Genomic DNA, 25030 nt, shown 5'->3' on the forward strand with positions numbered 1-25030 from the left:
TGAGCCTTAGTTAAATGGATTTTTTGTAAAATCTTTTTACCTAAGGCTTTTTTGTTTTTCGGAAATACTAAATATTTATCTTTGAGCATGGCGTACAAAAGTTTAGCAGAATGTGTATTAGATCTTGAAAAAAATGGTCATTTAATCAGGATAAAAGAGGAAGTTGATCCTCACCTGGAAATGGCTGCTATTCACCTACGGATTTACGAAAATCAAGGGCCGGCAATACTGTTCGAAAAAGTTAAAGGAAGTCCATTCCCGGCAGTTTCGAATTTATTTGGCACGTTGGAGCGCTCTAAATTTATTTTTAGAGATACTTTACTAAAAGTACAGCAATTGGTTTCCTTGCGGAATGATCCAATGAAAGCACTCAAAAATCCATTTAAATATGCCGGTTCGGCAATGTCTGCCTTATCCGCTTTGCCGATGAAAACGCCATCTGCCAAAAGTAAATTCTTGAAAACAAGCATCAGTGCATTACCACAAATTGTGAACTGGCCAATGGATGGAGGTCCTTTTGTAACGATGCCGCAGGTATATACAGAAGATGTTGAGAAGCCGGGAATCCTGAATGCAAACCTTGGCATGTACCGGATTCAGTTGGCTGGTAATGATTATATAAAGGATAAAGAAATAGGTTTACATTATCAGATTCACAGGGGAATTGGCGTTCACCAGTCGAAGGCTAATAAACTCGGACAGCCGTTAAAAGTAAGCATCTTTGTCGGTGGCCCACCTTCGCATCCTTTGGCGGCGGTAATGCCATTGCCTGAAGGTTTATCAGAAATGACTTTTGCAGGTGCGTTAGGCGATCGCAGATTTCGCTATTTCTACGACGATGAAGGTTTTTGTATTTCAGCAGATGCTGATTTTATTATTACCGGAACAGTTTACCCGAATGAAAATAAACCAGAAGGTCCGTTTGGAGATCATTTAGGCTATTATAGTTTAACGCACCCCTTTCCTTTGATGAAAGTGCATAACGTTTATCATAAGAAAGATGCCATCTGGTCATTTACGGTAGTTGGCCGTCCACCCCAGGAAGATACGAGTTTCGGCGCATTGATTCATGAAATTACGGGTTCTGCTATTCCGCAAGAAATTCATGGTTTGAAAGAAGTTCATGCTGTTGACGCAGCTGGCGTTCATCCGCTACTTTTCGCCATTGGCAGCGAGCGATACACACCTTATTTAAAAGAGAGAAGACCACAGGAAATTTTGACGATTGCCAATCATATTTTAGGTAAAAATCAGCTTAGTCTTGCCAAATATGTTTTCATCACTGCACGTGAAGACGATGAAAAGTTAAGTACGCATCATATTAAAGAATTTTTGACTCATATTTTAGAGCGAATCGATTTAACCCGCGATGTGCATTTCTACACCAATACTACAATAGATACTTTAGATTATAGTGGGGATGGTTTAAACAGCGGCTCAAAAGTGGTTTTAGCAGCAGCAGGAGATAAAAAACGGGAACTTTGGCATAAAATCCCTGCTGATCTTAAACCGGGCAATGGTTGCTATGCATTTCAGATTGCAACTCCAGGCGTGCTGGTTTTAGAATGCGATAAGTATGTAAGTGCAGAAAAAACTGCTGCAGAAATTGCCGCTTTAAATATCTCCCTAATTGATCAGGATTTAAAAGGTTTGCCATTAATCGTTATTGCTGATGATGCTGAATTTACGGCAGCAAATATTGATAACCTGGTTTGGGTAACTTTTACAAGAAGCAATCCGGCAGCTGATATTTATGGTATTAATGATTTTACCATTAATAAGCACTGGGGATGCAAAGGTTCGCTGATTATAGATGCCCGGAAAAAACCGCATCATGCACCAGAACTGATTAAAGACAGTAAGGTTGAGCAAAAAATAGATGAACTGGGGAAACCGGGAAAGATACTTCATGATGTGATTTAATTGAATAAATGAAATAAAATCTCGAATTTTAGGCATATTGCTCATTATGCCTTTAAAATTCATCACCAGTTGTTGCTTACTTTTCTTAAGTAGTTTTGTGCAGGCACAAAATCTTAAGCTGGATAGCGTAGCTAACAATTTAAAACAATACGGTCTAAACACAGATCAGTCTAGTCTGTTTATTCATTTTGATAAAAATATCTACACCAATAATGATCAGGTTTGGTTTACAGGCTATTTGCTTAATACTGTAGCGGAATCTGAGCGATATCATACCCTTTATCTATCATTAGTTAATAACGCAGACACTTCCATCGTTTTGCAGGAAAAGTTCTTAATCGAGCATGGTATTTGTTTCGGAAGTTTAGTGTTGCCTGATTCGCTTCCAAGTGGCAGATATCGGTTCGTTGCCCATACAAATATGAAAATTAATGATCAGTTTGATGGAAAGTTTACACAACCGATTACTATAAAATCAACTACGATTAATTCTTTAATTGCCAACGTTTCTATTTTTAAAACTTTTGATGAGCAAACGAAAAATGGAACAGTGTTATTGCAAATTTTATCCGGGAATAATCGCTTTGTAGTAAACGCCGAGATCAATTATCAGATCGGCAGTGCTGACCAAACCATCAAAACGGGTAAAGCAAAGAGCAGTGTGATTGGCGAGCTGATGATAAATTATCCCACTGAACAAATCACGAAGAAAAATAATTTGCTTAAAATCTCTATTAAAAAGGATAATCACATAAAGCATGTAAATTTTAACTTGCCAGTTAAAGATGAAAAAAAGTATCAGCTAAGTTTTTACCCAGAAAGTGGATATTTAGTAGATGGACTGACAAATAAAGTGGGCTTTGAGCTCAAAGCTGAGGATGGAAATGCAGTTCAGGGTAAAGCTGTTTTATATGAAGATGAAAAAGTTCTGGATACTATTTATACTAATTCGCAGGGTATTGGGAGTTTCGTCTTTCAACCAAACCGCATTAAACGTTATCATGCTCGAATAATTGGAGCGGAAGATGGGGTTCATCAATATGCCCTGCCTACTATTTTAAAAGATGGTGTGGCGCTTAGACTCGGCTCTGCAATTTCAAATCATGAGTTAAAGGCGCAGATAGAAAGTAATGATCAGCAGCATGTTCATGTTGTAGTTCATGATTTTTCAAACATTTTATTGCAATCCAGTTTTGATCTGCAGGCAAATCGTCCGCAAAATATGCGGTTCAAACTGGATTCTATTCCGATCGGCTTATATGCACTTACGGTATTAAATGAAGAATATAAACCCATTGCAGAACGGATCTTTTTTGCACATTATAACAACATCAACCGCATTTCAATAACTACAGATAAAGAAAACTATACCACGAGAGATTCGGTTGAGGTAGATCTTAGTGCTATTGGCGGACAAGATAAACTCCTGCCCGCAATGGTTTCTGTGAGTTGCGTCCAGGCCAATCGATTATCAATTGATAACAATCAAAACATAACCGATTTTTATTTTTTTCAGCAACTCCTTACTGATTTGCCACCTCATCAATTCAATCTGAAGTATAGTGATATAAATTATTTGAATGAGGTGTTGATGGTGAAAGGATGGAGGAGATACCAATGGCCGACAGAAACCTTGCCAAAGGTAAAGCAAAAACTTGTCTCATTGGAATATAGAGGCGAAATATTAAAAAATAAGAAGCAACTGAAGGCACCGCTGGCATTGAATACTTTCGCTGGCTCAAATATTAATGTGATTAATACCGATAGTTCAGGGAAGTTTAATCTGACCGCTGCTGATTTACTTTCCGAAGACCGTGGTAGAGTTTGGCTAAGCATTGGCGATAAGAGATATGCTGATTATGAGGTTTTTCTAAATGATCCTTTGAAGGAGATTAAAAATGAAGTAATAAATCAGAAAATCACTCCTTTGGTAAATCAAACAGCACAATTGTATGATTTAAATCAATCTATAAATATTACTAACGGCATTAAGTTAAAAGATGTAGTGATTAAAACTAAAAAAGACAATCTTATTAATTTCGCTGATCGTGGACCGAACGGATGTGGCGATTATGTGTGCAGGTATAATATTTTCAATTGCGCAAATCATGCCGGAGATTCAGATAATAGAAAACCGCTTAAGGGAAAAAGCTACACGCGATCTGGCGGAGGCACAATTATTTATGCTGGTTGTACCGATCATGAAGATAAGCCGAATTTACGAATTCTGAAAGGTATTAGTTTGGCTAAAGATTTTTATATGTCTGATGTTTCCAATAAGAGCGAACCGATTAGTTTCGCAACCGTATATTGGAATTATCAGGTAGTGCTTAACAAGACGGGAAATACTAAGCTTGTTTTTAATACGGGAGATCTTACCGGGAAATTTAAGATCATTGTGCAAGGCATCACTTCAGATGGCGTGGCTTATGGCGAAAAGGAAATTAATGTTTCTACAAAATAAAAAGAGCCTTAGATGTTTAAATCAAAGGCTCTTTTTATCGAATATTTTTAAATTAGAATCTAACTCCAAAAGTTAAGAAAACATTGTTTCTATTGCTTTTTACATCAGCAACAGGCTCTGAGAAATCGTAAAGCTCATATGGTGATGAATTAAAATTAGTTTTATAGTTCTGATAAGCTACATCAAAATAGTAATTATCTACACGATAACCAATACCTCCGGTATAATACTGACCTTGATAAAATGATTTATCACCACCTTTAATACCATTACCATTTAATCCGTATCCACCCCTTAAGCTAATTTCAGGGCTAACTTTAACCTCTGCACCGACTCTATAATTTACTGCTTCTTTGTATCTATCTTTCACATCTAGATTGTTTACAGCTATATCATTTATATTTGAACCATTATCTGCAGAAAAGCGAATTGTAGAATAATCAATGTAATCTACGTCAGCAGAAATTAAAGCCATTCCACCAATTACATAACTTAAACCTGCAGATGCTTTTAATGGTGTACGTAAGTTATAAGTAAAAGTATAATATTGAGGTGCATTATTAAATGTATCAGCACCGTTATTACTGTTTCCAGCTAAATTGGCTTGCAGCGTTTCAGCTGTATTATCTTCAAGATTCATCCATGTTGGTGTTTGAAAATTCAAACCAATTCTTAATTCACTGACTGGTCTGTAAATCATCCCCAACTTAAGATTAAATCCGCCACCCTTTGTTTCCTGATTCCTAAGATGAGTTAAATTATAGTTTTCATTTCCAGTAAAACTATTTTGATTTTCATTAAACCAGTTCGTAATTCCGGATTCTGTAAAAATGGCATCGCTAACATATCTAACATTTACAAAACTAGCAGTAGCACCTAAATATAATTTGTTAGAGAAATTTAAAGCACCAGCTATGTTAAATTCTGAAGTAGAACCAGATCTGTTTTCAACCCATTTTTGATTAAAGTTATTGTTTCCGAAAGGAGCTGCAGAATAGCTATTGGTAAATCCAGGCGCACCATAATTAATCAAAGTGCTGTTGTAAGCATCGCCAGCAATTGTTCTATCAATACCAATATCATTTGCCTGATCTACGTAAGCATTCCTAATAGAATTGTTATTATTTACTCCTCCGTAATCAATGTTATTTAAGAAATCGTTATTTCTTGTATAACTCACTCCGAAAACGGTACTTACTAAGCCTTTATTTACATCCGAACCTTTCATTTTAGCGGCCGGACTATAAAAAACAACGCCTAAATTATTTAAGTTGATTTGGCTTTTACTTGCCTTTGTATTCGTTCCTAAAAAAGAACTATTGTTATCAACTGAATTAAATTCAGGTGTAATACTAAATTCTGATTTGGTAAATAATCCTAAACCAGCAGGGTTAGCACTGATTGAACTGATGTCGCCACCTACGCCAATCTGGGCGCCACCCATTCCTTTGAAACGGGCGCTACTGCCATAGTTGGTTTGAGAAAAACGAAATGCATCGGGAGCATAACTTTGGGCATGCAATGTGCCTATAGAAGCTACTGTAGCCACTATAGTTGCTAAAATATATCTTTTCATTTGTTGTGTTTGTTGCTAAATTATCCTCTTCCTGATCTGGTAGGTCTTGAGCCACCACCGCCTCCGCCACCATAAGAACCACCACCGCTGCTGCCTCTACTTGCCGGAGGTGCAGAATAAGTTGGTCTGGTTTCTTGTCTTTGTGGTTGAGGTGCATAGTTCTCATTTCTACCTGGTCTGCTAGAATTTACATCTGGTCTTGAATATCCGCCAGATTGTCTTCCATCTCCATTAACCTGGCTTCTTGATGGTCTGCCTGCATTATAATTAGGCGAATAACCCTGTCTGTTATTTCCATTTTGTGGCGCTACACCAGATCTTGTTGGTCTGCCAGTGTTTGTGCTTCCGTTATTATTGCCATAACCTCTGCTATTTAATGTGTTTCCTGGTCTTGCTCTATAGTTGTTGTTTCCTGTATAAACTCCACCACCGTAGAATCCACCGCCATAACCCCAGCCTCCGCCGAAACCGCCGCCGCCCCAACCGAAGCGATCGTAATAAGAGTATGGTCCCCAGTTATTCCAGCCGAAATTGTTCCATCCAAAGCCCATGTTGCCATAGTAAAAAGGATTATTCCAAATGCTACCATAACCAAATCCCAGACCAAAGCCTCCGCCCCAGCCACCTAAGCCATAACCAGAACTCCAGCCTAAACCACCATAACCTAAATAATTGGTAGCGCCGTAAGAATTGCCATAAGAAAAGTTATCGTAGTAGGGGTCATAATATCCACGCCAGCTGGTGCCGTTAGAAAAGCGATTGATTCTGGAAGAATAATCCATGTCATAATAAGGATTACTGGTTCCATAATATTCATCGTAACCATCCTGATCCTGACCTTGATCCTGGTTTTGATTCTGTGCGTATTGTTGTTGAGGAGCTATCTCCACTTCTCTGGCTTTTGCCACAGAATTATAAACATCATCATTTTGGCTAGTTGTTGCCAATTTCGATGTTGAGCATGATGCCACCAGTCCTGCGGCGGCAATCATAACAATGGGAAAAATTTTAATTGGTTTCATTGTGCTTATATTTAGTTGTGTGTGTTATTGCTAACTAATCTAACGACCTTCGGTAGCTTTATTTAGGTCAATTACTAAGATATTGTAAATGCCAGCTACTGATAATCGTTTTGTAGGCATAAATTTATAAATTTGTGATCTAATTTCACATTATTTAACACACAAATTACGTTCCAAATACATAAGATGAGCAAAGAAATAACAAGTAGAGAAGCAGATTATTCCCAATGGTATAATGATATCGTATTAAAGGCCGACCTTGCCGAACATTCGGCAGTTAGGGGATGTATGGTTATTAAGCCCAATGGCTATGCAATTTGGGAAAATATGCAGGCAGTACTCGATAAAATGTTTAAAGATACGGGTCACAGTAATGCTTACTTTCCTTTGTTCATTCCTAAGTCATTTTTTTCTAAGGAAGCATCTCACGTTGAGGGTTTTGCCACAGAATGTGCAGTTGTGACACACTATCGATTAAAGAATGATGGTAATGGCAACATTGTTGTTGATGAAACCGCCAAATTGGAAGAAGAATTAATCGTTCGTCCAACATCTGAAACTATCATTTGGAATACTTATAAAGGTTGGATTCAGTCTTACCGCGATCTTCCAATCTTAATCAATCAATGGGCCAACGTAGTACGCTGGGAAATGAGAACCCGTTTGTTCTTGCGTACCGCAGAATTTTTATGGCAAGAAGGGCATACAGCTCACGCTACCGCGCAGGAGGCAATTGAAGAAACAGAACGTATGTTACATATTTACGCCGATTTTGCAGAAAACTGGTTGGCTTTGCCTGTAATCAGGGGTAGAAAATCACCAAATGAAAGATTTGCAGGTGCCTTAGATACCTATTGTATTGAGGCGCTTATGCAGGATGGTAAGGCTTTGCAAGCTGGAACTTCACACTTTTTAGGGCAGAATTTTGCAAAAGCATTTGATGTAAAGTTTACTGGTAGAGATGGCAAGCTTGATTACGTTTGGGCATCATCATGGGGAGTATCTACTCGTTTAATGGGTGCATTAATTATGGCACATAGTGATGATTCGGGCTTGATTATTCCACCAAAACTAGCGCCAATCCAGGTAGTGATTGTACCCATTTATAAAGGCGATGAAGATTTAGGCAAAATTACAGCATATGTAAATGAACTAACCATGCGTTTGAAAGGGATGGGCGTTTCTGTGAAATATGATAACCGCGACACACAACGTCCGGGATTCAAATTTGCCGATTATGAGTTGAAAGGTGTACCAATCCGTATTGCAATTGGTGGCAGAGACCTGGAAAATAAAACAGTGGAAATTGCCAGAAGAGATACTAAGGAGAAAAAAACTATTCCTCAGGAAGGGCTGGATATCTACATTGTTAAATTATTGGAAGATATTCAAACCAATATGTTCAATAAAGCATTGGCTTATAGAGATGCACACATCACAGAAGCTAATTCTTATCAGGAATTTAAAGACTTACTGGATTCTAAAGCAGGTTTTATTTCTGCCCATTGGGATGGAACCTCAGAAACAGAACAAAAAATTAAAGAAGAAACTAAAGCAACCATTCGCTGTATTCCTTTAGACAATAAACTCGAAGATGGCGTTTGTATTTATTCAGGCAAGCCATCAATCCAAAGGGTATTGTTCGCGAGAGCGTATTAAAGGGAGTTTGGAGTTGTGAGTTCGGAGTCGAGAGTCTCTTTCTGGTGTGTTAGAAGAGGGTTTGGAGTTGTGAGTTCGGAGTCTCTTCTGGTGTATCAAAGGAGCTTGGAGTAGAGAGTCTTCTTCTTCTATATTATTTAAAATAAATGAGATCATAAGCATTTAAAACTTATGATCTTAAATTAATCATCTCATATCTATTTAAGAAATGAAGTTCGGAACAAAAGCAATACATGCAGGCCAGGAGCCTGATCCAACAACCGGCGCAGTAATGACGCCAATATATCAAACCTCTACCTACTGGCAAAAATCGCCGGGAGATAATAAAGGATATGAATACTCCAGGGGTACAAACCCTACACGTAAAGCACTGGAAGATTGTCTCGCGGCATTGGAAAATGCAAAGTATGGTCTGGCTTTCTCTAGCGGGATGGGCGCTACCGATGCGGTTTTAAAATTACTATCTCCTGGGGATGAAGTAATTACAGGTAACGATTTATATGGTGGTTCATATCGGATTTTTACCAAAGTTTTCTCTAAATATGGGATTAAATTCCACTTTCTGGATCTATCAAAGCCAGAAAATATGTTGCCATATATCAACGCTAAAACAAAACTGGTTTGGATAGAAACACCAACTAATCCAACGATGCAGATCATCGATATTGAAGGTGTCGCAAAAATCACCAAAGAAAAAAATCTGATTTTAACAGTAGACAATACTTTCGCATCACCTTACTTACAAAATCCTATTGATTTAGGTGCCGATATCGTGATGCATTCGGTAACTAAATACATTGGTGGTCACTCTGATGTGGTAATGGGTGCTTTGGTTACAAGCGATGAGCAATTGTACAAAGATCTTTGGTTCATCTATAATGCTTGTGGCGCAACGCCTGGTCCGCAAGATTCCTTTCTGGTTTTGAGAGGAATTAAAACACTTCACCTGCGCATGAAAGCGCATTGTGAAAATGGTGAGCGAATAGCACATTTCCTTAAAAACCATCCGAAGGTTGATAAAATTTACTGGCCAGGTTTTGAAGATCACCCTAATCACGATATTGCTAAGAAACAAATGCGCGGTTTTGGGGGGATGATTTCCATCACGCTTAAAGGGGCAGATTTACAGGAAACATTCAGAATATCCTCTAACTTTAAGGTGTTTACACTGGCAGAATCTCTGGGTGGTGTAGAATCTTTAATTAACCACCCGGCTACCATGACTCACGGCTCTATCCCGAAAGAAGAGCGTGAAAAGGTTGGTGTAACGGATAATCTACTTCGCTTAAGCGTTGGAGTAGAAGATATCGAAGATCTCTTGGAAGATCTTGGAAATGCGCTGGCATAAAATATTTCGGGCAGATGATTTCATTTGCCCGATTCCCCTTTCCTAAAATTTTTAACCGGATGCCTTGATCTTCTATTTCAATAAGATGGAGGACTTCAATTAAATGATAGCGCTTAAGTGAATTTGCTTTTTATTCTTCTCTCCAGGCAAATATTTTCCTGCGTTATTGTTTATACTCAAAGCTGATGCAATTTTTAGAACTCAAAAATTTTCTCGATCAAAAAGTAGCGCAGTATAATCAACCTGATTTTATTTCGAATGATCCGGTTTGCATCCCGCATCTTTTCACCAGAAAACAAGACATTGAAATAGCAGGCTTCTTTGCTGCAATTTTAGCCTGGGGACAGCGAAAAACCATTATTAATAAGTGCAAGGAATTGCTTGGGCGGATGGGTAATTCGCCTTACGAGTTTATGATCCATCACAGTGATGATGATTTGAAAGGATTATTAAACTTTAAACACAGAACGTTTAATGATACTGATTTACTGTATTTTGTGTCTTTTTTTAAGTCTCATTATCAGCGGTTTGATAGTTTAGAGCAAGCCTTTGTGCCTAAGCAATCCCTTTTGTCTGATGGAATCCTATCAAATGCATTTGTAGATACTCTATCCGCAGGTATTTCTATTGAAGATTCTTTAAATTATTTCAGGTCTTATTTCTTCTCCCTGGAAGATTTTCCGCATCGTACGAAGAAACACATTTCATCGCCAACACAAAAGTCTACCTGCAAACGTTTAAATATGTTTTTGAGGTGGATGGTGAGAAAAGACAATCAAGGTGTAGATTTCGGTATCTGGAACACGCTTCAGCCAGCTGATTTAATTTGCCCCTGCGATGTTCATGTGGATAGGGTAGGGCGTTTGCTGGGATTAATCAATAGAAAACAAACTGATTGGCTTACTGCCGTGGAACTGACACAACATTTAAAACAATTCGATGCCAATGATCCGGTTAAATATGATTTTGCATTATTCGGATTGGGAGTAGAAAAAATTCTTTAAAATCAGTAACCCTTGAGAAATGTCAATAAAAAAATCTTTTCTTTGATCTAGTCTTGCTTTTATTTCTGATAATTGCAGTTTCAAGCGAGGCTGTTGCCACCACATTAGTTGTTTATAAATGATCGCCGTTAATTTATCTGAAGAAGATAGATGGAAAAAATTTAATAATTTTTCGCCATTTATTTCAATTTTTAAAAAATTTCATCCACTTAATAAGGATATTGAAAAGCGCATTAATCAGCATACTTTCCCTATAAGTTATAAAAAAAATAAATTTATTATCTCTCCGATAGATCACAATAAATACCTCTTTCTTATTGTTAAAGGCATTGTACGGGGATTTGTTAAGGATGGCAACACCGAAATTACCACCTGGATTGCTAAAGAGAATGAAATTGTGGGTACGATCAGGAATCTGTGGCTAGATGGAGATTCTGAAGAACATTTACAGGCCCTTGAAGATGTAGATTTGATTGCCATTCCGCACATACTTACCGAATATCTGTATGAAAATTATCCGGAAGCAAATATTGTCGGACGGAAAATTATGGAACTTTACTATCGTTCGGCAGAGGAGCGGGCCTATCTTTGCAGGATATCATCTGCAGAGAAAAGATATAAGAGATTTTTGGTCTCCTTTCCTGATTTGATAAATCGTGTTTCCTTAAAGCACATCGCTTCATTTTTGGCTATTCGATTAGAGACTTTAAGTAGAATTAGAGCACGAATTTAATGATGATGAATTTTTTTTATCATCTGTTAAATTTCTAGCGAAGTCATTATAAATCCTCGTTCTAATGCAGTATTAAAAGCTTTAGAAAGAATTCTCAAACTTTTATAAAATTTACTTGCTCTTTTATAATCTAAATGACATCTGAATGTAATTTTTAGATTATGTTGAAACATTAAATCTAACTCATCAATCATTAATAAAGCTTATATTCGGAATTAATTTGAGAGAGATTGTATAGATATCACAGTTGATATTACATCGCTTTTAATTACCCGATAAATTAATAAACGGATAGATACTCGTTGAGATTAGTATATCTACTTTATTATCAATGTATTGGTTTCGTTCAAGTCAAGTTCGTGATCAGAGTTATTGATGTAGATAACTGTTTTAAGTGCACTAAATCTCTTCCCCACTGAGCCATGCAGGCTTAATATATTCTAGAGAAACACTAATAAACGATTGAAAATAATTTCTAAAAATTGTGACCATGTCTCGTTTGGATGGCTCAATAAATTAATCGATTTAGTACATTATATGGTCTAAGTACAACGATTTAGTAAAACTATACAAGAATTTTATAGCTTGCGCGTTTATTAGACAAACATTATTTATAAATAAGCATTTTTTTCTTCAAAAGTGTGTAGAAATGAGTAAAATTGTATAATAATGTTTACATTTGTGAGATCAAAAAAGCAGTCTTTTTTTGAAATGAATAGACTACGAATTACGATAAAATTGATAACTTTGTTTATATTTATATCCTTATTAAAACACAATGAAACCTAAGAATACTGGAAGTACTTTCACTGTACTAATTGCTGATGATCACGAAATCATCCGCCGGGGTTTAAAAAACTTAATTTCTGATTTCTGGACGGGAGTAGAGATTATTAACGCCTCTACGCTTGAACAGGCTTTAGTTGAAGCCGAAAAAGCACCTAACTTAATTATTATCGATGTGAATTTGCCAGGTGGCAATAATTTGAAGGTAATTGATCAAATCAAATCAGTTCAGCCAGCTGCTAAAATATTGGTTTTCTCATCTCTGAATGAGAACATTTATGCTGTTCCTTATTTAAAATCCGGAGCTTCGGGGTATTTAACCAAAAATGCAGAGGAATCCGAGATCGTAACTGCAATTACAACAATATTAGCTGGTAGCCGCTATTCGAGCAGAAACGTTAAAGAAAATATGTTCAATAGTATTTTAGGAAATGATGCAGATAATCCTTTCACTAAGTTATCAGGGAGAGAGTTAGAAGTTGCAGAATTGTTAACTAAAGGAATTGGTGTTTTAGAAATTTCTAACCAACTTAAGTTACAAATGGGTACAGTAAGTACATACAAGCTTAGGTTATTCCAAAAGCTAAAGATCAAAAGTATTATCGAACTTGCTGAAAAAATGAGCATTTACGAAAAATAGAAAGAGTTTACTCTTTCTATTTTTTTGCTTGCTTCTTTGCTGTACCAGTACCGTCTTCGTCTGCAGATTCGTTGGGGGTAGATCCGGCTGCGCCATATTTTTCTGATGCACCTTTTCCATTTTGATCAAAAGAAGCTTTTTCTTTAGCTGTTCCTTTTGTTTTATCTTCGTTGTTGTCTTTTTCCTTATTACTCATATCACTTTTTTTAATATTCGCTTTCACTGCTTTTAGTATTTAACAAGCTTAAACAACAAAAAGTTTTTTATAAATAACACCATTGAAAATAGAAAGCTAAATATGACGATGGTTTTACTGTTTTATTTAAATTTAGAAAGTATTTTTACTCATAACTATATGATTTTCCAATGATTATGGATATTTTTGTTTAAGCCATCAAACTCCTTATTATTATGTCATCCAATGTAATTAGTCACCCGCCAGAGATATGTCCTGCATGTCCATCTTGCAAAAATCCGGAGACTTACCGGGTGCCAAGAGGTTTTATTTTTAAAGTACTTATGCCCTTTGTTCCGGTAAGGCATTATAAATGCTACAGGTGCTTCAAAAGATTTTATGTTTTTTCTCGTTAATTAGTGAATAACAGAAGTCGTTTACTAAATTATTTCGATTTACACTGTTTTGTACTTGGAGCCCTAACGTTTAGATTCCTACGATTTACAAACTTTTTGCTATCCTGTAGTTACTCTTACCAATTTCCCTCTTTCTTTTTATTAAAAGGTATTAGTCTTTTTCGAAAGAGATCCTTCCCCCAGTTTCTTCAAATTTTAATAGCTCTGCATCAGATCTGATTTTGAATCAATTCGGTTTGACAATCCCCGTATTGGGAATCGGAATTTGCCCAGTTATTAATGCCTTGTTTTTCGGTATTATTACCTGAAGCGATGTGAAACACCAGTTAAACAGGCGTACTGAACTTACAATAGTTAGACAATAACAGCTATATGGAGGTTCTTGCAGGAGTAAATTAGTTTTTTTAGAATGCGCTGTTAGAAATATCAGCGTATTTTTTGTCTTGCTTTTGCAGTTTGCACTATTTTGTCTTGAAAACCTCCGCCATTGCCTCATTTATCTTTTTTCAGATGGCTAATTGAATCTAGAACATAAAAACTAAAAATGTTAGTATATTGTTGATAATTTGCATAGCTTTAAAATCCATTTAGCTAAAAATAATAGTAATTTTGTTTTATGGAATATGTAAGAATTTAAACTGGTGATGGGATGACGGACAAGGATAAAAAGATTATTCATATGGATCAGGATGCTTTTTTTGTGTCGGTGGAATTAAAAAAGAATCCCAAATTAATTGGAATGCCGATTATTGTAGGTGGTAGTACAGATCGGGGAGTGGTTACATCTTGCAGTTATGAAGCGCGGAAGTTTGGTGTACATGCGGCGATGCCGGGCAGAATGGCCAAGCAGCTTTGTCCGCAGGCTGTTTTTGTGAGGGGAAATATGGATGATTATTCAAAGGCCTCTCATGAGATTACGGAGATTATTTCAGAACGTGTTCCCCTTTTTGAAAAGGCCAGTATTGATGAACATTATATCGATATGACGGGTATGGATAAGTTTTTTGGTTGCATGAAGTTTGCTTCCGAGCTCAGGCAAACCATTATCAAGCAAACTGGTTTGCCCATTTCTTTTGGTTTATCTGTAAATAAAACCGTCTCTAAAATTGTAACCAATGAGTGTAAGCCAAACGGTGAAATGGAAATTCCTTTTCCGGGGGTTCAGCCTTTTTTAAATCCTTTGGCTGTTCATAAAATACCGGGAATTGGCGATGCCACGCATAAAAAACTGAGTGAAATGGGGGTGAGAAAAGTGCAGACTTTAGCCGAAATTCCTCAGGAACTGATGTTTAAAATTCTAGGCCAACATGGTTTAGGGATTTGGCAAAAAGCCAACGGAATTGATCTTTCTCCAGTGGTGCCATATCGCGAGAGAAAATCGATTGGTACACAAACAACCTTTGAAAGTGATAGTATGGATATTTCAAAAATGAGAGCCATACTGAGTGGAATGGTCACCAATTTAACTTATGATCTTCGGAGCCAGCAAAAACTAACGGCCTGTATTACTGTAACCATCCGGTATTCAAATTTTGAAACTGTAACTCAACAGGCCCGGATTCCTTATACCTCGCTAGATTCTTTGCTAATTAACAAAGCGCACGACTTGTTTAAAAAGCTTTATTCGAAACGGATGTTGTTGCGCCTGATTGGCGTTCGGCTCTCGCATTTGGTAAGTGGCTTTGAACAGATTGGTTTATATCACACCTCCGAAGAAGAATACGATTTATATCAGGCAATGGATAAAGTCCGCAACCATTATGGTATTGAATCGGTAGTGAAAGCCTGCATTGTAAGGCGCCCGGAACGGGATGAGCATGGGAAGGTTATCAAATATAATCCCCGAAAAAAACACGTGGAGGAGCAACAAGAAGAAGAGAATCAACCGGTTGAAGAACGTAAAAAATCGAGAATCAGAACCTTCATCAATTCTGATCTGGGTACGGCAACAAAACTGGATGGGTAGGGCAGGATATTTTAGGGAAGAGGGAAAATGGGTAATGGAGGATGGGAAATGGGTAAGGAAATAGGGAGGAGAAGATGGAAGAGGCAAAATGGAAAATAAGGAAACAATAAACAAAAGACGAAAAACTGAAAACTAAAATGTTTCTCAATATACATTCCTCTTACAGCCTGAAATATGGAACGATGAGTATTCCAACCATCGTATCAAAGGCCCGTGCTTTAGGTATTCATCAAATGGTATTGACTGATATCAACAATTCTACCGGAGCAATTGAATTTATAAGGGAATGTTGTAAGCAAGGAATTGCCAAAGAACCAGATGAGATACAGGCAGGAAATACAGCCTATCATTTAAAACCAATTGCAGGGATCGAATTTCAGAAAGATAGCCAGCTTTTATATTTTGGTATTGCAAAAAGTAAAGAAGGGATGCGTGAACTGAATGAGTTTCTAAGTATCCACAACATTGAAGATCAGGCATTGCCAAATGATGCACCTGCTTTTGAAAATGCTTTTATCATTTATCCCTTCACTAAAAGCTTTAACCGCAAGCTTAAATCAAATGAATTTGTTGGCATCAAAAGCAGTCAGCTAAATTTCCTTTATAAACATCCATTACTTCAGCAGCAGGAAAAACTGGTGGTTTGGCATCCGGTTACGGTGGGCAATCGCGTTGAGCATCGTCTACACGAATACCTGAGGGCCATTGAAATGAATACATTGTTGAGTATGGTGCCTGCTGATTCCAAATGTAGTCTAGACGAAGTTTTAATTCCAGAAGAAGCACTTAAATCAAAATTCGAGACTTTTCCCTTTATTATCGAAAATACACAAAAGCTAATGGATGCCTGCGACCTGAGCGTTTACTTCGAGCCTCAGGTAAAGTCTAAAAATAGATTTGCATATACCAAAGAAGGGGAGGCATTTGATCAGGTATTGCTCAGGCGAATTGCGTACAAAGGTTTAACTTATCGTTATGGAGATGATAATCCAGTCGCCAGGGCAAGGATAGAAAAGGAACTCAAAATCATAGAGTTTAAAAATTACTGTGCATACTTTTTAATTACCTATGATATTGTTCGTTACGCCATGGGCAAGTGCAAGTTTTATCATGTGGGCAGGGGTTCGGGAGCCAATAGTATTGTAGCCTATTGCCTGCGGATTACCGATGTAGACCCTATAGATCTTGATTTATATTTCGAACGGTTCCTGCACGAGAAGCGCACCAGTCCGCCAGATTTCGATATCGATTTTGCCTGGGATGAGCGGGAGACGATCCAGAAATACGTTTTTAAAAAATACCCTAAATGGCATGTTGCCTTTTTAGGAACGATGAGCACGTTTAAAGACCGGGCAATTATTCGTGAAATTGGAAAAGTGTTGGGATTGCCGAAAGAAGAAATCGATAGTTTTACTGATCCAACCAAAGAACGCGAAAATCAGCAGAATGCCACTTACCGAAGGGTGGTGGCTGTTCATCAGCACATGAGAAGTATGCCCAACCAACGCTCGATTCATGCGGGTGGCATTTTAATTTCTGATGAACCAATTACCTATTACACCGCATTGGATTTGCCACCAAAAGGTTTTGTTACCGTGCAGTGGGATATGTATGAGGCAGAAGCCATTGGTTATGAAAAGTTTGATGTGTTAAGTCAGCGGGGAATTGGACACATACGGGAGGCTGTTCAGCTCATCAGGCAAAACCAAAATAAGGAGATTGATATTCATGATTTCAAGAATTTTAAGAATGACCCTAAATTAAATGCGATTCTGCGCGAAGGACAACCTGTAGGCTGTTTTTATATTGAATCGCCTGCCATGCGGCAATTGCTCAAAAAGCTTAAATGCGAAGATTATTTAACACTGGTGGCTGCCAGTTCGATTATTCGGCCGGGTGTGGCAAGTTCAGGCATGATGAAATCTTTTATCGAGCGTTATCATGCTCCAGATAAAGTGGTTTACCTCTGCAAGGAGATGGAAGAACAATTGAAAGAAACTTATGGCGTAATGGTTTACCAGGAAGATGTGATCAAGGTTTGCCATTATTTTGCCGGCCTGGATCTGGCTGATGCCGATGTATTGCGAAAGGCCATGAGTGGCAAGTACCGTTCAAAGCTTGCTTTTGAAGAACTGGTAAATAAGTTTTTCTACTCTGCTAAGCTCCAAGGGCATTCAGAAGAATTGATTACAGAAGTCTGGAGACAGATTTCTTCATTTGCCGGGTATAGTTTTTCAAAAGCGCACTCTGCATCATTTGCCGTAGAAAGTTACCAGAGTTTATACCTTAAAACCTATTATCCGAAAGAATTTATGGTAGCCGTTTTAAATAACTATGGAGGGTTTTACAGCCGCTGGGTTTACGTTCATGAGCTTCAGAAAATGGGTGCAAAAGTACATTTGCCCTGTGTAAACCACAGCGATGAAGTGGTAAACATCAATGGCAACGAGGCCTATCTCGGGTTTATGGCAGTGCAAGGTCTGGAGAATAAAATGATTGAGCAGATTCCGCAGGAGCGACGGAGAAATGGCCCTTTTAAAGATTTGGAGCAGTTTGTAAAGCGAACGAAGATCACATTGGAGCAGGCCATTTTATTAATCAGACTTGGTGCTTTAAGGTTTACCGGGAAAGACAAAAAAACACTGCTTTGGGAAATTTATAATTACCTCGGCCATAAGCAAAAAAAGATCGATGCTGCAGAACTATTCAATCTGGAAAGTAAAGAATACAGTTTGCCTGCATTAGAAAATTCAGCACTCGAAGATGCTTACGTGGAACTGGAGCTGCTGGGCTATCCCTTAAATTTTGATATGTTCGATTTCCTGAAAACGAGTTACCGTGGCGATGTAATGGCGGCAGATCTAAGCGGAAATGTTGGTAAAACAGTTCGGATGGTAGGCAATTATGTTTGTGAAAAAACAGTACATACAATTAAGAATACCAAAATGTGGTTTGGTACTTTTCTGGATGCGAATGGTGATTTTTTTGATACCACCCATTTTCCGAATACTACACCAATCTATCCGTTTAAAGGGAAGGGGTGTTATTTGATTTTGGGTAAGATAGTGGAAGATTTCGGCTTCCCCAGTGTGGAGGTTTTAAAGTTCGCCAAGCTGGATATTCACATGAATCCGGTAGCTGCAGATTAAGCATGAGCCGAATAGGATTGTTAATCGGCTCATGAATTGGTTATTTTTTGAGCCGAATAAATCGTATATTCGGCTCATGAGTTATAACTGGGAATTATCAGACTGGCCAAATTTCACTTTTTCTACATTAAAAATAGAAGGAAAACTTTACGACTTTGCTCAGGAAACTGGTGCGGTTAATGCTTTGATAAATGCATTACCGAATGAGATTAAACAACAAACGTTACTAGAATTAATTCTCTCTGAAGCGATTAACACCTCTGCTATTGAAGGTGAATTTCTTAGTCGGGAAGATGTAATGTCATCTATTAAAAATAATCTTGGACTAAATAAGACCGCTGAAATTGTAAAAGATAAAAGGGCATCTGGTATCGCCGATTTGATGATTGAAGTAAGAAATACCTTCGATAAAGAATTAAATGAACAAACATTGCATCACTGGCATAAACTCCTTTTTGGAGACAGTAAACATATTAATGTGGCTGCATGGCGAAAAGGTGATGAGCCCATGCGGATTATATCCGGTGGGATTGATAAAGAGCAAATTCATTTTGAAGCACCGCCATCAGCTGTGATTAAAAAAGAAATGAATCTTTTTTTTAAATGGTTAATTAATACGAAACCTAATGGATCAACAGAAATTAAGGATCCTGTAATCAGGGCAGGGATAGCTCATTTATATTTCGAAAGCATCCATCCTTATGAAGATGGAAATGGACGTATTGGAAGAGCAATTGCTGAACAAGTACTTTCCCAAACCCTCGGTCGACCGGTTATGTTAAGTCTTTCTAATACAATTGAGAGAAATAAAGATGCTTATTACCTGGCACTGAAAAATGCTCAAAAGAGTAATAATATTTCTGATTGGCTGAAATACTTTTTAGAGATAGCTTTAAATGCACAGCTTGAGGCTAAACAAATGATTGATTTTACATTGAGAAAGATCAAGGTATTTGACTCCGTTAAAGGTAATCTCAATGAGCGCCAGTTAAAGGTTTTGCAAAAGATGTATAGTTTTGGGCCAGCTGGATTTGAAGGAGGCATGACTACTAAAAAGTATATTTCTATCACTAAAACATCAAAAGCAACTGCCACCCGCGATTTACAGGAACTTGAAAAACTTGGCGTTTTAGCATCTTCCGGTGGAGGGAGAAGTGTACATTATCATCTAATTTATTAAGAAAACATGATCCACATCAAGGCAGAAATAGAACGATTCGGGCAAATGGGTGAAAAAACAGGTTGGAGTTATATCTTCATACCTGCTACCATAGCGAATGAACTTAAGCCTGATTGCAAAGTATCTTTCAGGGTGAAAGGAAAGCTCGATGACCTGGAAATTGCCGGAATAGCGACCGTACCAATGGGGGAAGGCGATTTTATCATTGCCATTAATACCACCCTTCGGAAAAAGATAAGAAAAGAAGCAGGAGCCAAAGTAGAATTGTGGCTGGAAGAAGATCTTGACTTTAAAATTGAAATGCCTGCAGATTTAGAGGTGTGCCTCGCTGAAGATGAAACGCTTCTCACTCGTTTCCTGCAACAACCGAAATCTCATCAAAACTATTTTATCAAATGGATCAATGAAGCTAAAACAGAACCAACCCGTACAAAAAGATTAATCATGACCATTACCGCCATGGAAAAACAACAGGATTATGGCGCGATGATTAGAGGAAGTAGGGAGTCTTGAGTTCGGAGTTTTGAATTGGGAGTTTTGAGTCTTAAGTCGAGAGTCCAAAGTCGTGAGTCTTGGGTGCAAAGTTAGGCAGGTGAATATATATATATTCTATTAGCCACAGACAAATAGATCAATTGAACTATAAAATCCTGAGGTGGATAGGGCTAACCTTCTAAACTACACTAACCTCTTCTCTAAACCTTTTTTCTAACCTATACTAACCCCTAACCTACGCTAACCTCTTTTTCTAACCCCTTCTCTTATAATCCCTAAACCAACTGCTCACTTTCATTTGAATTACCCCTAAAAAAGCCTCGCGGAAAATTCGGGTACTCATTTTTGAGGTTCCTTCCGTTCTATCCGTGAAAATAATAGGTACTTCAACCACATTAAAGCCAAACTTAATGGCCGTGAATTTCATTTCAATCTGAAAGGCATAGCCTACGAAGCGGATCTTTTCTAAAGGAATAGTTTCCAATACAATTCTCTTGTAGCATTTAAAGCCGGCAGTTGCATCCTGAATATTAATCCTGGTGATAAAACGAACATACATGGAGGCAAAGTACGACATTAAAACCCTGCCCATTGGCCAGTTAACCACATTTACACCTTTCACATATCTTGATCCAATGGCTACATCTGCACCGTTAATGCAAGCTTTACGCAAGCGGGCAAGGTCGTCTGGATTATGAGAAAAATCAGCATCCATTTCAAAAATAAATTGATAGTCTTTTTGCAGCGCCCAATTGAATCCATAGATATATGCTGTACCTAACCCCTGTTTGCCAGCACGTTCTACAATAAAAAGATGACCTTCATATTCAGCCTGTAATGATTTTACAATATCTGCAGTGCCATCCGGTGAGCCATCATCAATAATCAGCACATGAAAAGGTTGGTTTAATGAAAATACCTTTCGGATAATTCTTTCAATATTCTCCTTTTCATTATAGGTAGGAATGATTACTAAACTGTCTGACACGTTTGTTCGTTTTATATAAAATGCATTTTGGGCTAAAAGTGATTTTAGCTTTAGAGGGCGAAAGTAAATATTATAAATTTAAAAAACCGCATCAACAGGATTGATACGGTTTAAAATGTATTAAAAAATGTTTTCTATCTCACTTCTTGCATCAGTTTCTTAATCAACTGAGAGAATACAATTAAAAATATTCCTGCAATTAAAGAGTAGAGGGCAAGGGATTTATAACCTTCAGTGTAAGATGTTAATTTAGCCATTAGGGATGCATTTTCGATGTTCGACATCTCTGCACCTAATTTCCCGGCAGCAAGCTGACCAAAAGCACTGAAAAGGAACCACATGCCCATCATCATCCCAAACATCCTTTTTGGTGATAATTTAGTGATGATCGACATCCCAATCGGGCCAATGCATAATTCACCCAGCGTTAGCAGTAAGTAACCCAGTGTAAAAATATTTAAAGAACTGATGCCTTGTTCATTTGCGAAAAATCTGGTGGCATAAAAAACGTAAAAACTCACGGCTAATAATACAAATCCTAACCCAAATTTTACCACGGTATTGGGTTCAATTTTGCGCTTGTACATACCAATCCATAATAAGCCTACCAAAGGACTAAACACAATCACAAAGAATGAGTTTACGCTGTTGTTCACTACGTTTGGATCGATAGAAAAGAACAACAGGCCATGGTCTAAATTGTCTTTCGCAAACAGAGAAAGTGATCCACCACTTTGTTCTGAAATCGCCATAAAAATGAAGTAACATAGAATAAAAATGAAAGCCGCAAGCAATTTATATCTTGCTTTAACTTCTTTGATACTGAACATTTCGTAGAAAAAATAGACCAATGCAACTACCCCAAGCGTATACATAAAATAATCAGTATAAGCCGTGTTCCTCACCATGATGAAAATCAGCGGGATGCATAAAAGGGAACCGATATAAACCACAATCTCATAAACAGTTCGCTTCGCCTTTTGTAAATGTAGTAGGGGAGAATTACCAATCGGACCCAGATATTTTTTAGTGAAGATGAAAGTGCCAATCCCAAAGGCCATTACCAAAGCAGCCGAAAGGAAGCATAAATTCCAGGAAACATATTTTCCCAGGTAGATACACATGGCGCCACCTAGCAAGCCACCCACATTGATTCCCGCATAAAACAATCCGTAACCTGCATCTCTTCTATTGTCTTTTTCATGGTAAAGCTCGCCAACCATGGATGAAATATTGGGTTTGAAAAAGCCTGTACCGATAATGGATAGTGTAATGCCAACATAGAACAAATCATGTGGTGAAAAGGCAAGAATCAGGTTTCCAACAATCATCAGTGAACCACCCCAGAAAAGCGATTTTCTAAAGCCTAAAATCTTATCGGCAAAGATCCCGCCGATAAAGGTGAAGGCATAAACAAAAGCCTGGATCGCACCATATTGCAGGTTGGATTTTTGATCGGTTAATCCCAATTGATCAACCATGAAAAATGCCAGTACACCACGCATGCCATAGAAACAGAAACGTTCCCACATTTCTACCAGGGATAAATACCAGAGTTGCTTCGGATATTTACCTTCAAAATTTTGAATCGCTTCTAATGTTTCAATAGAAGGCGTTTTTTCAGTTGTAATTTGCATATTATTTAACCCCGTGCATTAGTTTCTTAATCATCGGCGTTAGCAACATAATGAAAATACCCAGGCCAACAGGGATTAAAGTGAAAATTAAAAAGAAGGTAGACATTGAATATTGAGCAGTAATTTTATCGATCATTCCACCCATTGTACCCGCTATTTTATTTCCGATGGCAATAGCCAAATACCAAATACCAAACATAATTCCAATCATTCTACCCGGAACAAGCTTTGAAACGTATGATAAACCTACCGGAGAGATGAACAATTCTCCCATGGTGTGGAAAAAATAAGCTAAAATAAGCCAGATCATGCTCACTGAAGCTACTTTTGCACCCGATGGAATTGAACTTGATCCGTAAGCTAAAGCTGCAAATCCGATTCCTAAAAGAATCATTCCCATGCCATTTTTCATAGTTGCAGAAGGATTAAATTTGCTTTCCCAGAGTTTTGATACAATTGGAGCGCAGGAAATGATAAATAATGAGTTCAGTACACCAAACCAGGTTGCCGGAACTTCGGCTTTTACATCACTGTATTGGTTTTTTAACATGTAAATTACCAGCCCCCAGATCAATAAGAAACCTGCAGCAAGAATAATATTTCCAAGGGCAAATTTCCCAAAAGTTTTCCTGAATAAGCTAAACAATACATACGTAATAATCACCAATGGTACCACCGTAATTAAAGTATTGGCCACGTTGAAGATGATTTTTGCGTTTCCTTCCAGCAATCTGGCCGTGTAGTCTTTGGCGAAGATTGTCATGGAGCCACCTGCCTGTTCGAAAGATGCCCAGAAGAAAATCGTAATGAAAGCGAGTACAATAACCACGATCATTTTATCACGAAGTTTCGGTGCATATTGTGCAATCCTTTTTACCAGAATGAAAATGAAAAGTGCTAAGGCAATAATAATAGCCAGATTATCTCCGGTAAGCGAACCTACTCTAAAGTTAAAAATGGTTGAACCTGTAATTTTTGAAACAGGATCATTAATAATCCATACCAGACCAATGATTGAGATTAAGGCAATTAGCACAATATCAAAGATGGAAAAAGGATTTTTCTGAGCCTCTGCCGGATCTTCGTCTTCATCTACAACCACATTGCTTTTCTCTGGCTTTAAACCGATAGAGCCAAAAATGTTTTTAGTGAAATAGAATTGCAGCATGCCCACAAACATAAAAATACCAGCCAATCCGAAGCCATAACTCCAGCCCCAGTTAGGATTTTCGCCAATGTATCCACAAAGAAGCATGCCTAAAAAAGCACCAGAATTAACGCCCATGTAAAAAATAGTATAAGCACCATCTTTCTTTTCAGGATGCTTTTTATACATGTGTGATAAAATTGAAGTCATGTTTGGCTTAAAAAATCCATTTCCAACAACCAAAAGGCACAAACCCAGGTACATGAAAATTGGATTGAATTCGAAAGCCATAGATAAGTGACCGAGGGTCATCAGGAAGGCTCCGAGAATGATTGCCCAGCGGTAACCAATAAATCTATCGGCAATGAAACCGCCTAAAATTGGGGTGAGATAAGCGAGAGAAGTATAAGAGCCATAAATGGCTAAGGCATGTTCACGAGGCCAGCCCCAACCGGGGTTATCCCCTAAAATAGATGAAGTTAGAAATAAAACGAGCAAGGCCCGCATCCCATAGTACGAAAATCTTTCCCACATCTCAGTAAAGAAAAGTACGAATAAACCTGCCGGATGACCCAATACTTTGCTGCTAAAGAAATCGTCTTTGGTTTCAATTGATGTTTGCATAAAACATTTATTGGTTTTAGTTTATGAATTCAGAATTTGTGTGTTGTTTAAGCTAGTTTGCAAGGCGCAATATAGTCAGCAGAGGGCAAACTCACAAA

17 protein-coding genes are annotated in these 25030 nt (G+C 37.8%); 11 read left to right on the plus strand and 6 right to left on the minus strand.

The window, feature by feature from the left end:
* Positions 1-87: 87 nt before the first annotated feature.
* Together ACN1CD_RS21770 and ACN1CD_RS21775 are read left to right on the plus strand one after the other, a co-directional pair.
* Positions 88-1923, plus strand: coding sequence for a UbiD family decarboxylase (locus ACN1CD_RS21770; RefSeq protein WP_419132527.1), 1836 nt, complete (start codon positions 88-90; stop codon positions 1921-1923).
* 46 nt (positions 1924-1969) lie between these two features.
* A complete protein-coding gene (locus ACN1CD_RS21775) occupies positions 1970-4387 on the plus strand; it encodes a hypothetical protein (RefSeq protein ID WP_419132528.1) in 2418 nt (805 codons plus the stop codon).
* A 52-nt stretch (positions 4388-4439) separates the two neighbouring features.
* Here the strand turns inward: ACN1CD_RS21775 and ACN1CD_RS21780 are convergent, their stop codons facing one another.
* Entirely contained in the window at positions 4440-5963 is a 1524-nt protein-coding gene (locus tag ACN1CD_RS21780) for an OmpP1/FadL family transporter (protein ID WP_419132529.1), read from the minus strand.
* Between the two features lie 20 nt (positions 5964-5983).
* Positions 5984-6985, minus strand: coding sequence for a hypothetical protein (locus ACN1CD_RS21785; protein ID WP_419132530.1), 1002 nt, complete (start codon positions 6983-6985; stop codon positions 5984-5986).
* Between the two features lie 186 nt (positions 6986-7171).
* On the opposite strand from ACN1CD_RS21785, the gene proS reads away from it, so the two are divergent.
* From proS to ACN1CD_RS21810, 5 genes are all read left to right on the plus strand, one after another.
* Entirely contained in the window at positions 7172-8644 is a 1473-nt protein-coding gene (gene proS, locus ACN1CD_RS21790; RefSeq protein ID WP_419132531.1) for a proline--tRNA ligase, read from the plus strand.
* A 208-nt stretch (positions 8645-8852) separates the two neighbouring features.
* Entirely contained in the window at positions 8853-9992 is a 1140-nt protein-coding gene (locus ACN1CD_RS21795; RefSeq protein ID WP_419132532.1) for a cystathionine gamma-synthase, read from the plus strand.
* Positions 9993-10177: 185 nt separating this feature from the next.
* On the plus strand, positions 10178-10996 hold the full coding sequence (locus ACN1CD_RS21800) for a TIGR02757 family protein (protein ID WP_419132533.1): 819 nt from the start codon (positions 10178-10180) through the stop codon (positions 10994-10996).
* 118 nt (positions 10997-11114) lie between these two features.
* Positions 11115-11729 carry a Crp/Fnr family transcriptional regulator gene (locus ACN1CD_RS21805; RefSeq protein WP_419132534.1) on the plus strand — a complete coding sequence of 205 codons (615 nt, stop codon included), beginning with the start codon at positions 11115-11117 and terminating at the stop codon, positions 11727-11729.
* Positions 11730-12507: 778 nt separating this feature from the next.
* Positions 12508-13155 carry a response regulator gene (locus ACN1CD_RS21810; protein ID WP_419132535.1) on the plus strand — a complete coding sequence of 216 codons (648 nt, stop codon included), beginning with the start codon at positions 12508-12510 and terminating at the stop codon, positions 13153-13155.
* 16 nt (positions 13156-13171) lie between these two features.
* Here ACN1CD_RS21810 and ACN1CD_RS21815 read toward each other — a convergent pair whose 3' ends face one another.
* The gene (locus ACN1CD_RS21815; RefSeq protein WP_419132537.1) at positions 13172-13351 is read right to left on the minus strand and encodes a hypothetical protein; all 180 of its coding nucleotides are present in this window, start codon (positions 13349-13351) and stop codon (positions 13172-13174) included.
* A 1044-nt stretch (positions 13352-14395) separates the two neighbouring features.
* Here ACN1CD_RS21815 and dinB point away from each other — a divergent pair.
* From dinB to ACN1CD_RS21835, 4 genes are all read left to right on the plus strand, one after another.
* A complete protein-coding gene (gene dinB, locus ACN1CD_RS21820; RefSeq protein ID WP_419132538.1) occupies positions 14396-15712 on the plus strand; it encodes a DNA polymerase IV in 1317 nt (438 codons plus the stop codon).
* 137 nt (positions 15713-15849) lie between these two features.
* Positions 15850-18861, plus strand: a complete 3012-nt coding sequence (gene dnaE, locus ACN1CD_RS21825; RefSeq protein WP_419132539.1) for a DNA polymerase III subunit alpha — start codon at positions 15850-15852, stop codon at positions 18859-18861.
* A 31-nt stretch (positions 18862-18892) separates the two neighbouring features.
* Entirely contained in the window at positions 18893-20041 is a 1149-nt protein-coding gene (locus ACN1CD_RS21830; protein ID WP_419132540.1) for a Fic family protein, read from the plus strand.
* Positions 20042-20047: 6 nt separating this feature from the next.
* Entirely contained in the window at positions 20048-20554 is a 507-nt protein-coding gene (locus ACN1CD_RS21835) for a YdeI/OmpD-associated family protein (protein ID WP_419132541.1), read from the plus strand.
* A gap of 235 nt (positions 20555-20789) precedes the next feature.
* Here ACN1CD_RS21835 and ACN1CD_RS21840 read toward each other — a convergent pair whose 3' ends face one another.
* The 3 genes from ACN1CD_RS21840 to ACN1CD_RS21850 form a co-directional block, all read right to left on the minus strand.
* On the minus strand, positions 20790-21524 hold the full coding sequence (locus ACN1CD_RS21840; protein ID WP_419132542.1) for a polyprenol monophosphomannose synthase: 735 nt from the start codon (positions 21522-21524) through the stop codon (positions 20790-20792).
* Positions 21525-21658: 134 nt separating this feature from the next.
* Positions 21659-23161 (minus strand): peptide MFS transporter, encoded by a 1503-nt coding sequence (locus ACN1CD_RS21845; protein ID WP_419132543.1) that lies wholly within the window; start codon positions 23159-23161, stop codon positions 21659-21661.
* A gap of 1 nt (position 23162) precedes the next feature.
* Entirely contained in the window at positions 23163-24932 is a 1770-nt protein-coding gene (locus tag ACN1CD_RS21850) for a peptide MFS transporter (RefSeq protein ID WP_419132544.1), read from the minus strand.
* Positions 24933-25030: the final 98 nt, after the last annotated feature.

Origin of the sequence: Pedobacter sp. N23S346 (assembly GCF_048515415.1) — a bacterium.
In the GTDB taxonomy this organism is placed as follows: domain Bacteria; phylum Bacteroidota; class Bacteroidia; order Sphingobacteriales; family Sphingobacteriaceae; genus Pedobacter.

Excerpts from the sequence above, each read along its gene's own strand:
- ACN1CD_RS21770 (WP_419132527.1), top strand. The coding sequence starts at position 88 with ATGGCGTACAAAAGTTTAGCAGAATGTGTATTAGATCTTGAAAAAAAT.
- ACN1CD_RS21775 (WP_419132528.1), top strand. The coding sequence starts at position 1,970 with ATGCCTTTAAAATTCATCACCAGTTGTTGCTTACTTTTCTTAAGTAGT.
- ACN1CD_RS21780 (WP_419132529.1), bottom strand. The coding sequence starts at position 5,963 with ATGAAAAGATATATTTTAGCAACTATAGTGGCTACAGTAGCTTCTATA.
- ACN1CD_RS21785 (WP_419132530.1), bottom strand. The coding sequence starts at position 6,985 with ATGAAACCAATTAAAATTTTTCCCATTGTTATGATTGCCGCCGCAGGA.
- proS (WP_419132531.1), top strand. The coding sequence starts at position 7,172 with ATGAGCAAAGAAATAACAAGTAGAGAAGCAGATTATTCCCAATGGTAT.
- ACN1CD_RS21795 (WP_419132532.1), top strand. The coding sequence starts at position 8,853 with ATGAAGTTCGGAACAAAAGCAATACATGCAGGCCAGGAGCCTGATCCA.
- ACN1CD_RS21800 (WP_419132533.1), top strand. The coding sequence starts at position 10,178 with ATGCAATTTTTAGAACTCAAAAATTTTCTCGATCAAAAAGTAGCGCAG.
- ACN1CD_RS21805 (WP_419132534.1), top strand. The coding sequence starts at position 11,115 with ATGATCGCCGTTAATTTATCTGAAGAAGATAGATGGAAAAAATTTAAT.
- ACN1CD_RS21810 (WP_419132535.1), top strand. The coding sequence starts at position 12,508 with ATGAAACCTAAGAATACTGGAAGTACTTTCACTGTACTAATTGCTGAT.
- ACN1CD_RS21815 (WP_419132537.1), bottom strand. The coding sequence starts at position 13,351 with ATGAGTAATAAGGAAAAAGACAACAACGAAGATAAAACAAAAGGAACA.
- dinB (WP_419132538.1), top strand. The coding sequence starts at position 14,396 with ATGACGGACAAGGATAAAAAGATTATTCATATGGATCAGGATGCTTTT.
- dnaE (WP_419132539.1), top strand. The coding sequence starts at position 15,850 with ATGTTTCTCAATATACATTCCTCTTACAGCCTGAAATATGGAACGATG.
- ACN1CD_RS21830 (WP_419132540.1), top strand. The coding sequence starts at position 18,893 with ATGAATTGGTTATTTTTTGAGCCGAATAAATCGTATATTCGGCTCATG.
- ACN1CD_RS21835 (WP_419132541.1), top strand. The coding sequence starts at position 20,048 with ATGATCCACATCAAGGCAGAAATAGAACGATTCGGGCAAATGGGTGAA.
- ACN1CD_RS21845 (WP_419132543.1), bottom strand. The coding sequence starts at position 23,161 with ATGCAAATTACAACTGAAAAAACGCCTTCTATTGAAACATTAGAAGCG.
- ACN1CD_RS21850 (WP_419132544.1), bottom strand. The coding sequence starts at position 24,932 with ATGCAAACATCAATTGAAACCAAAGACGATTTCTTTAGCAGCAAAGTA.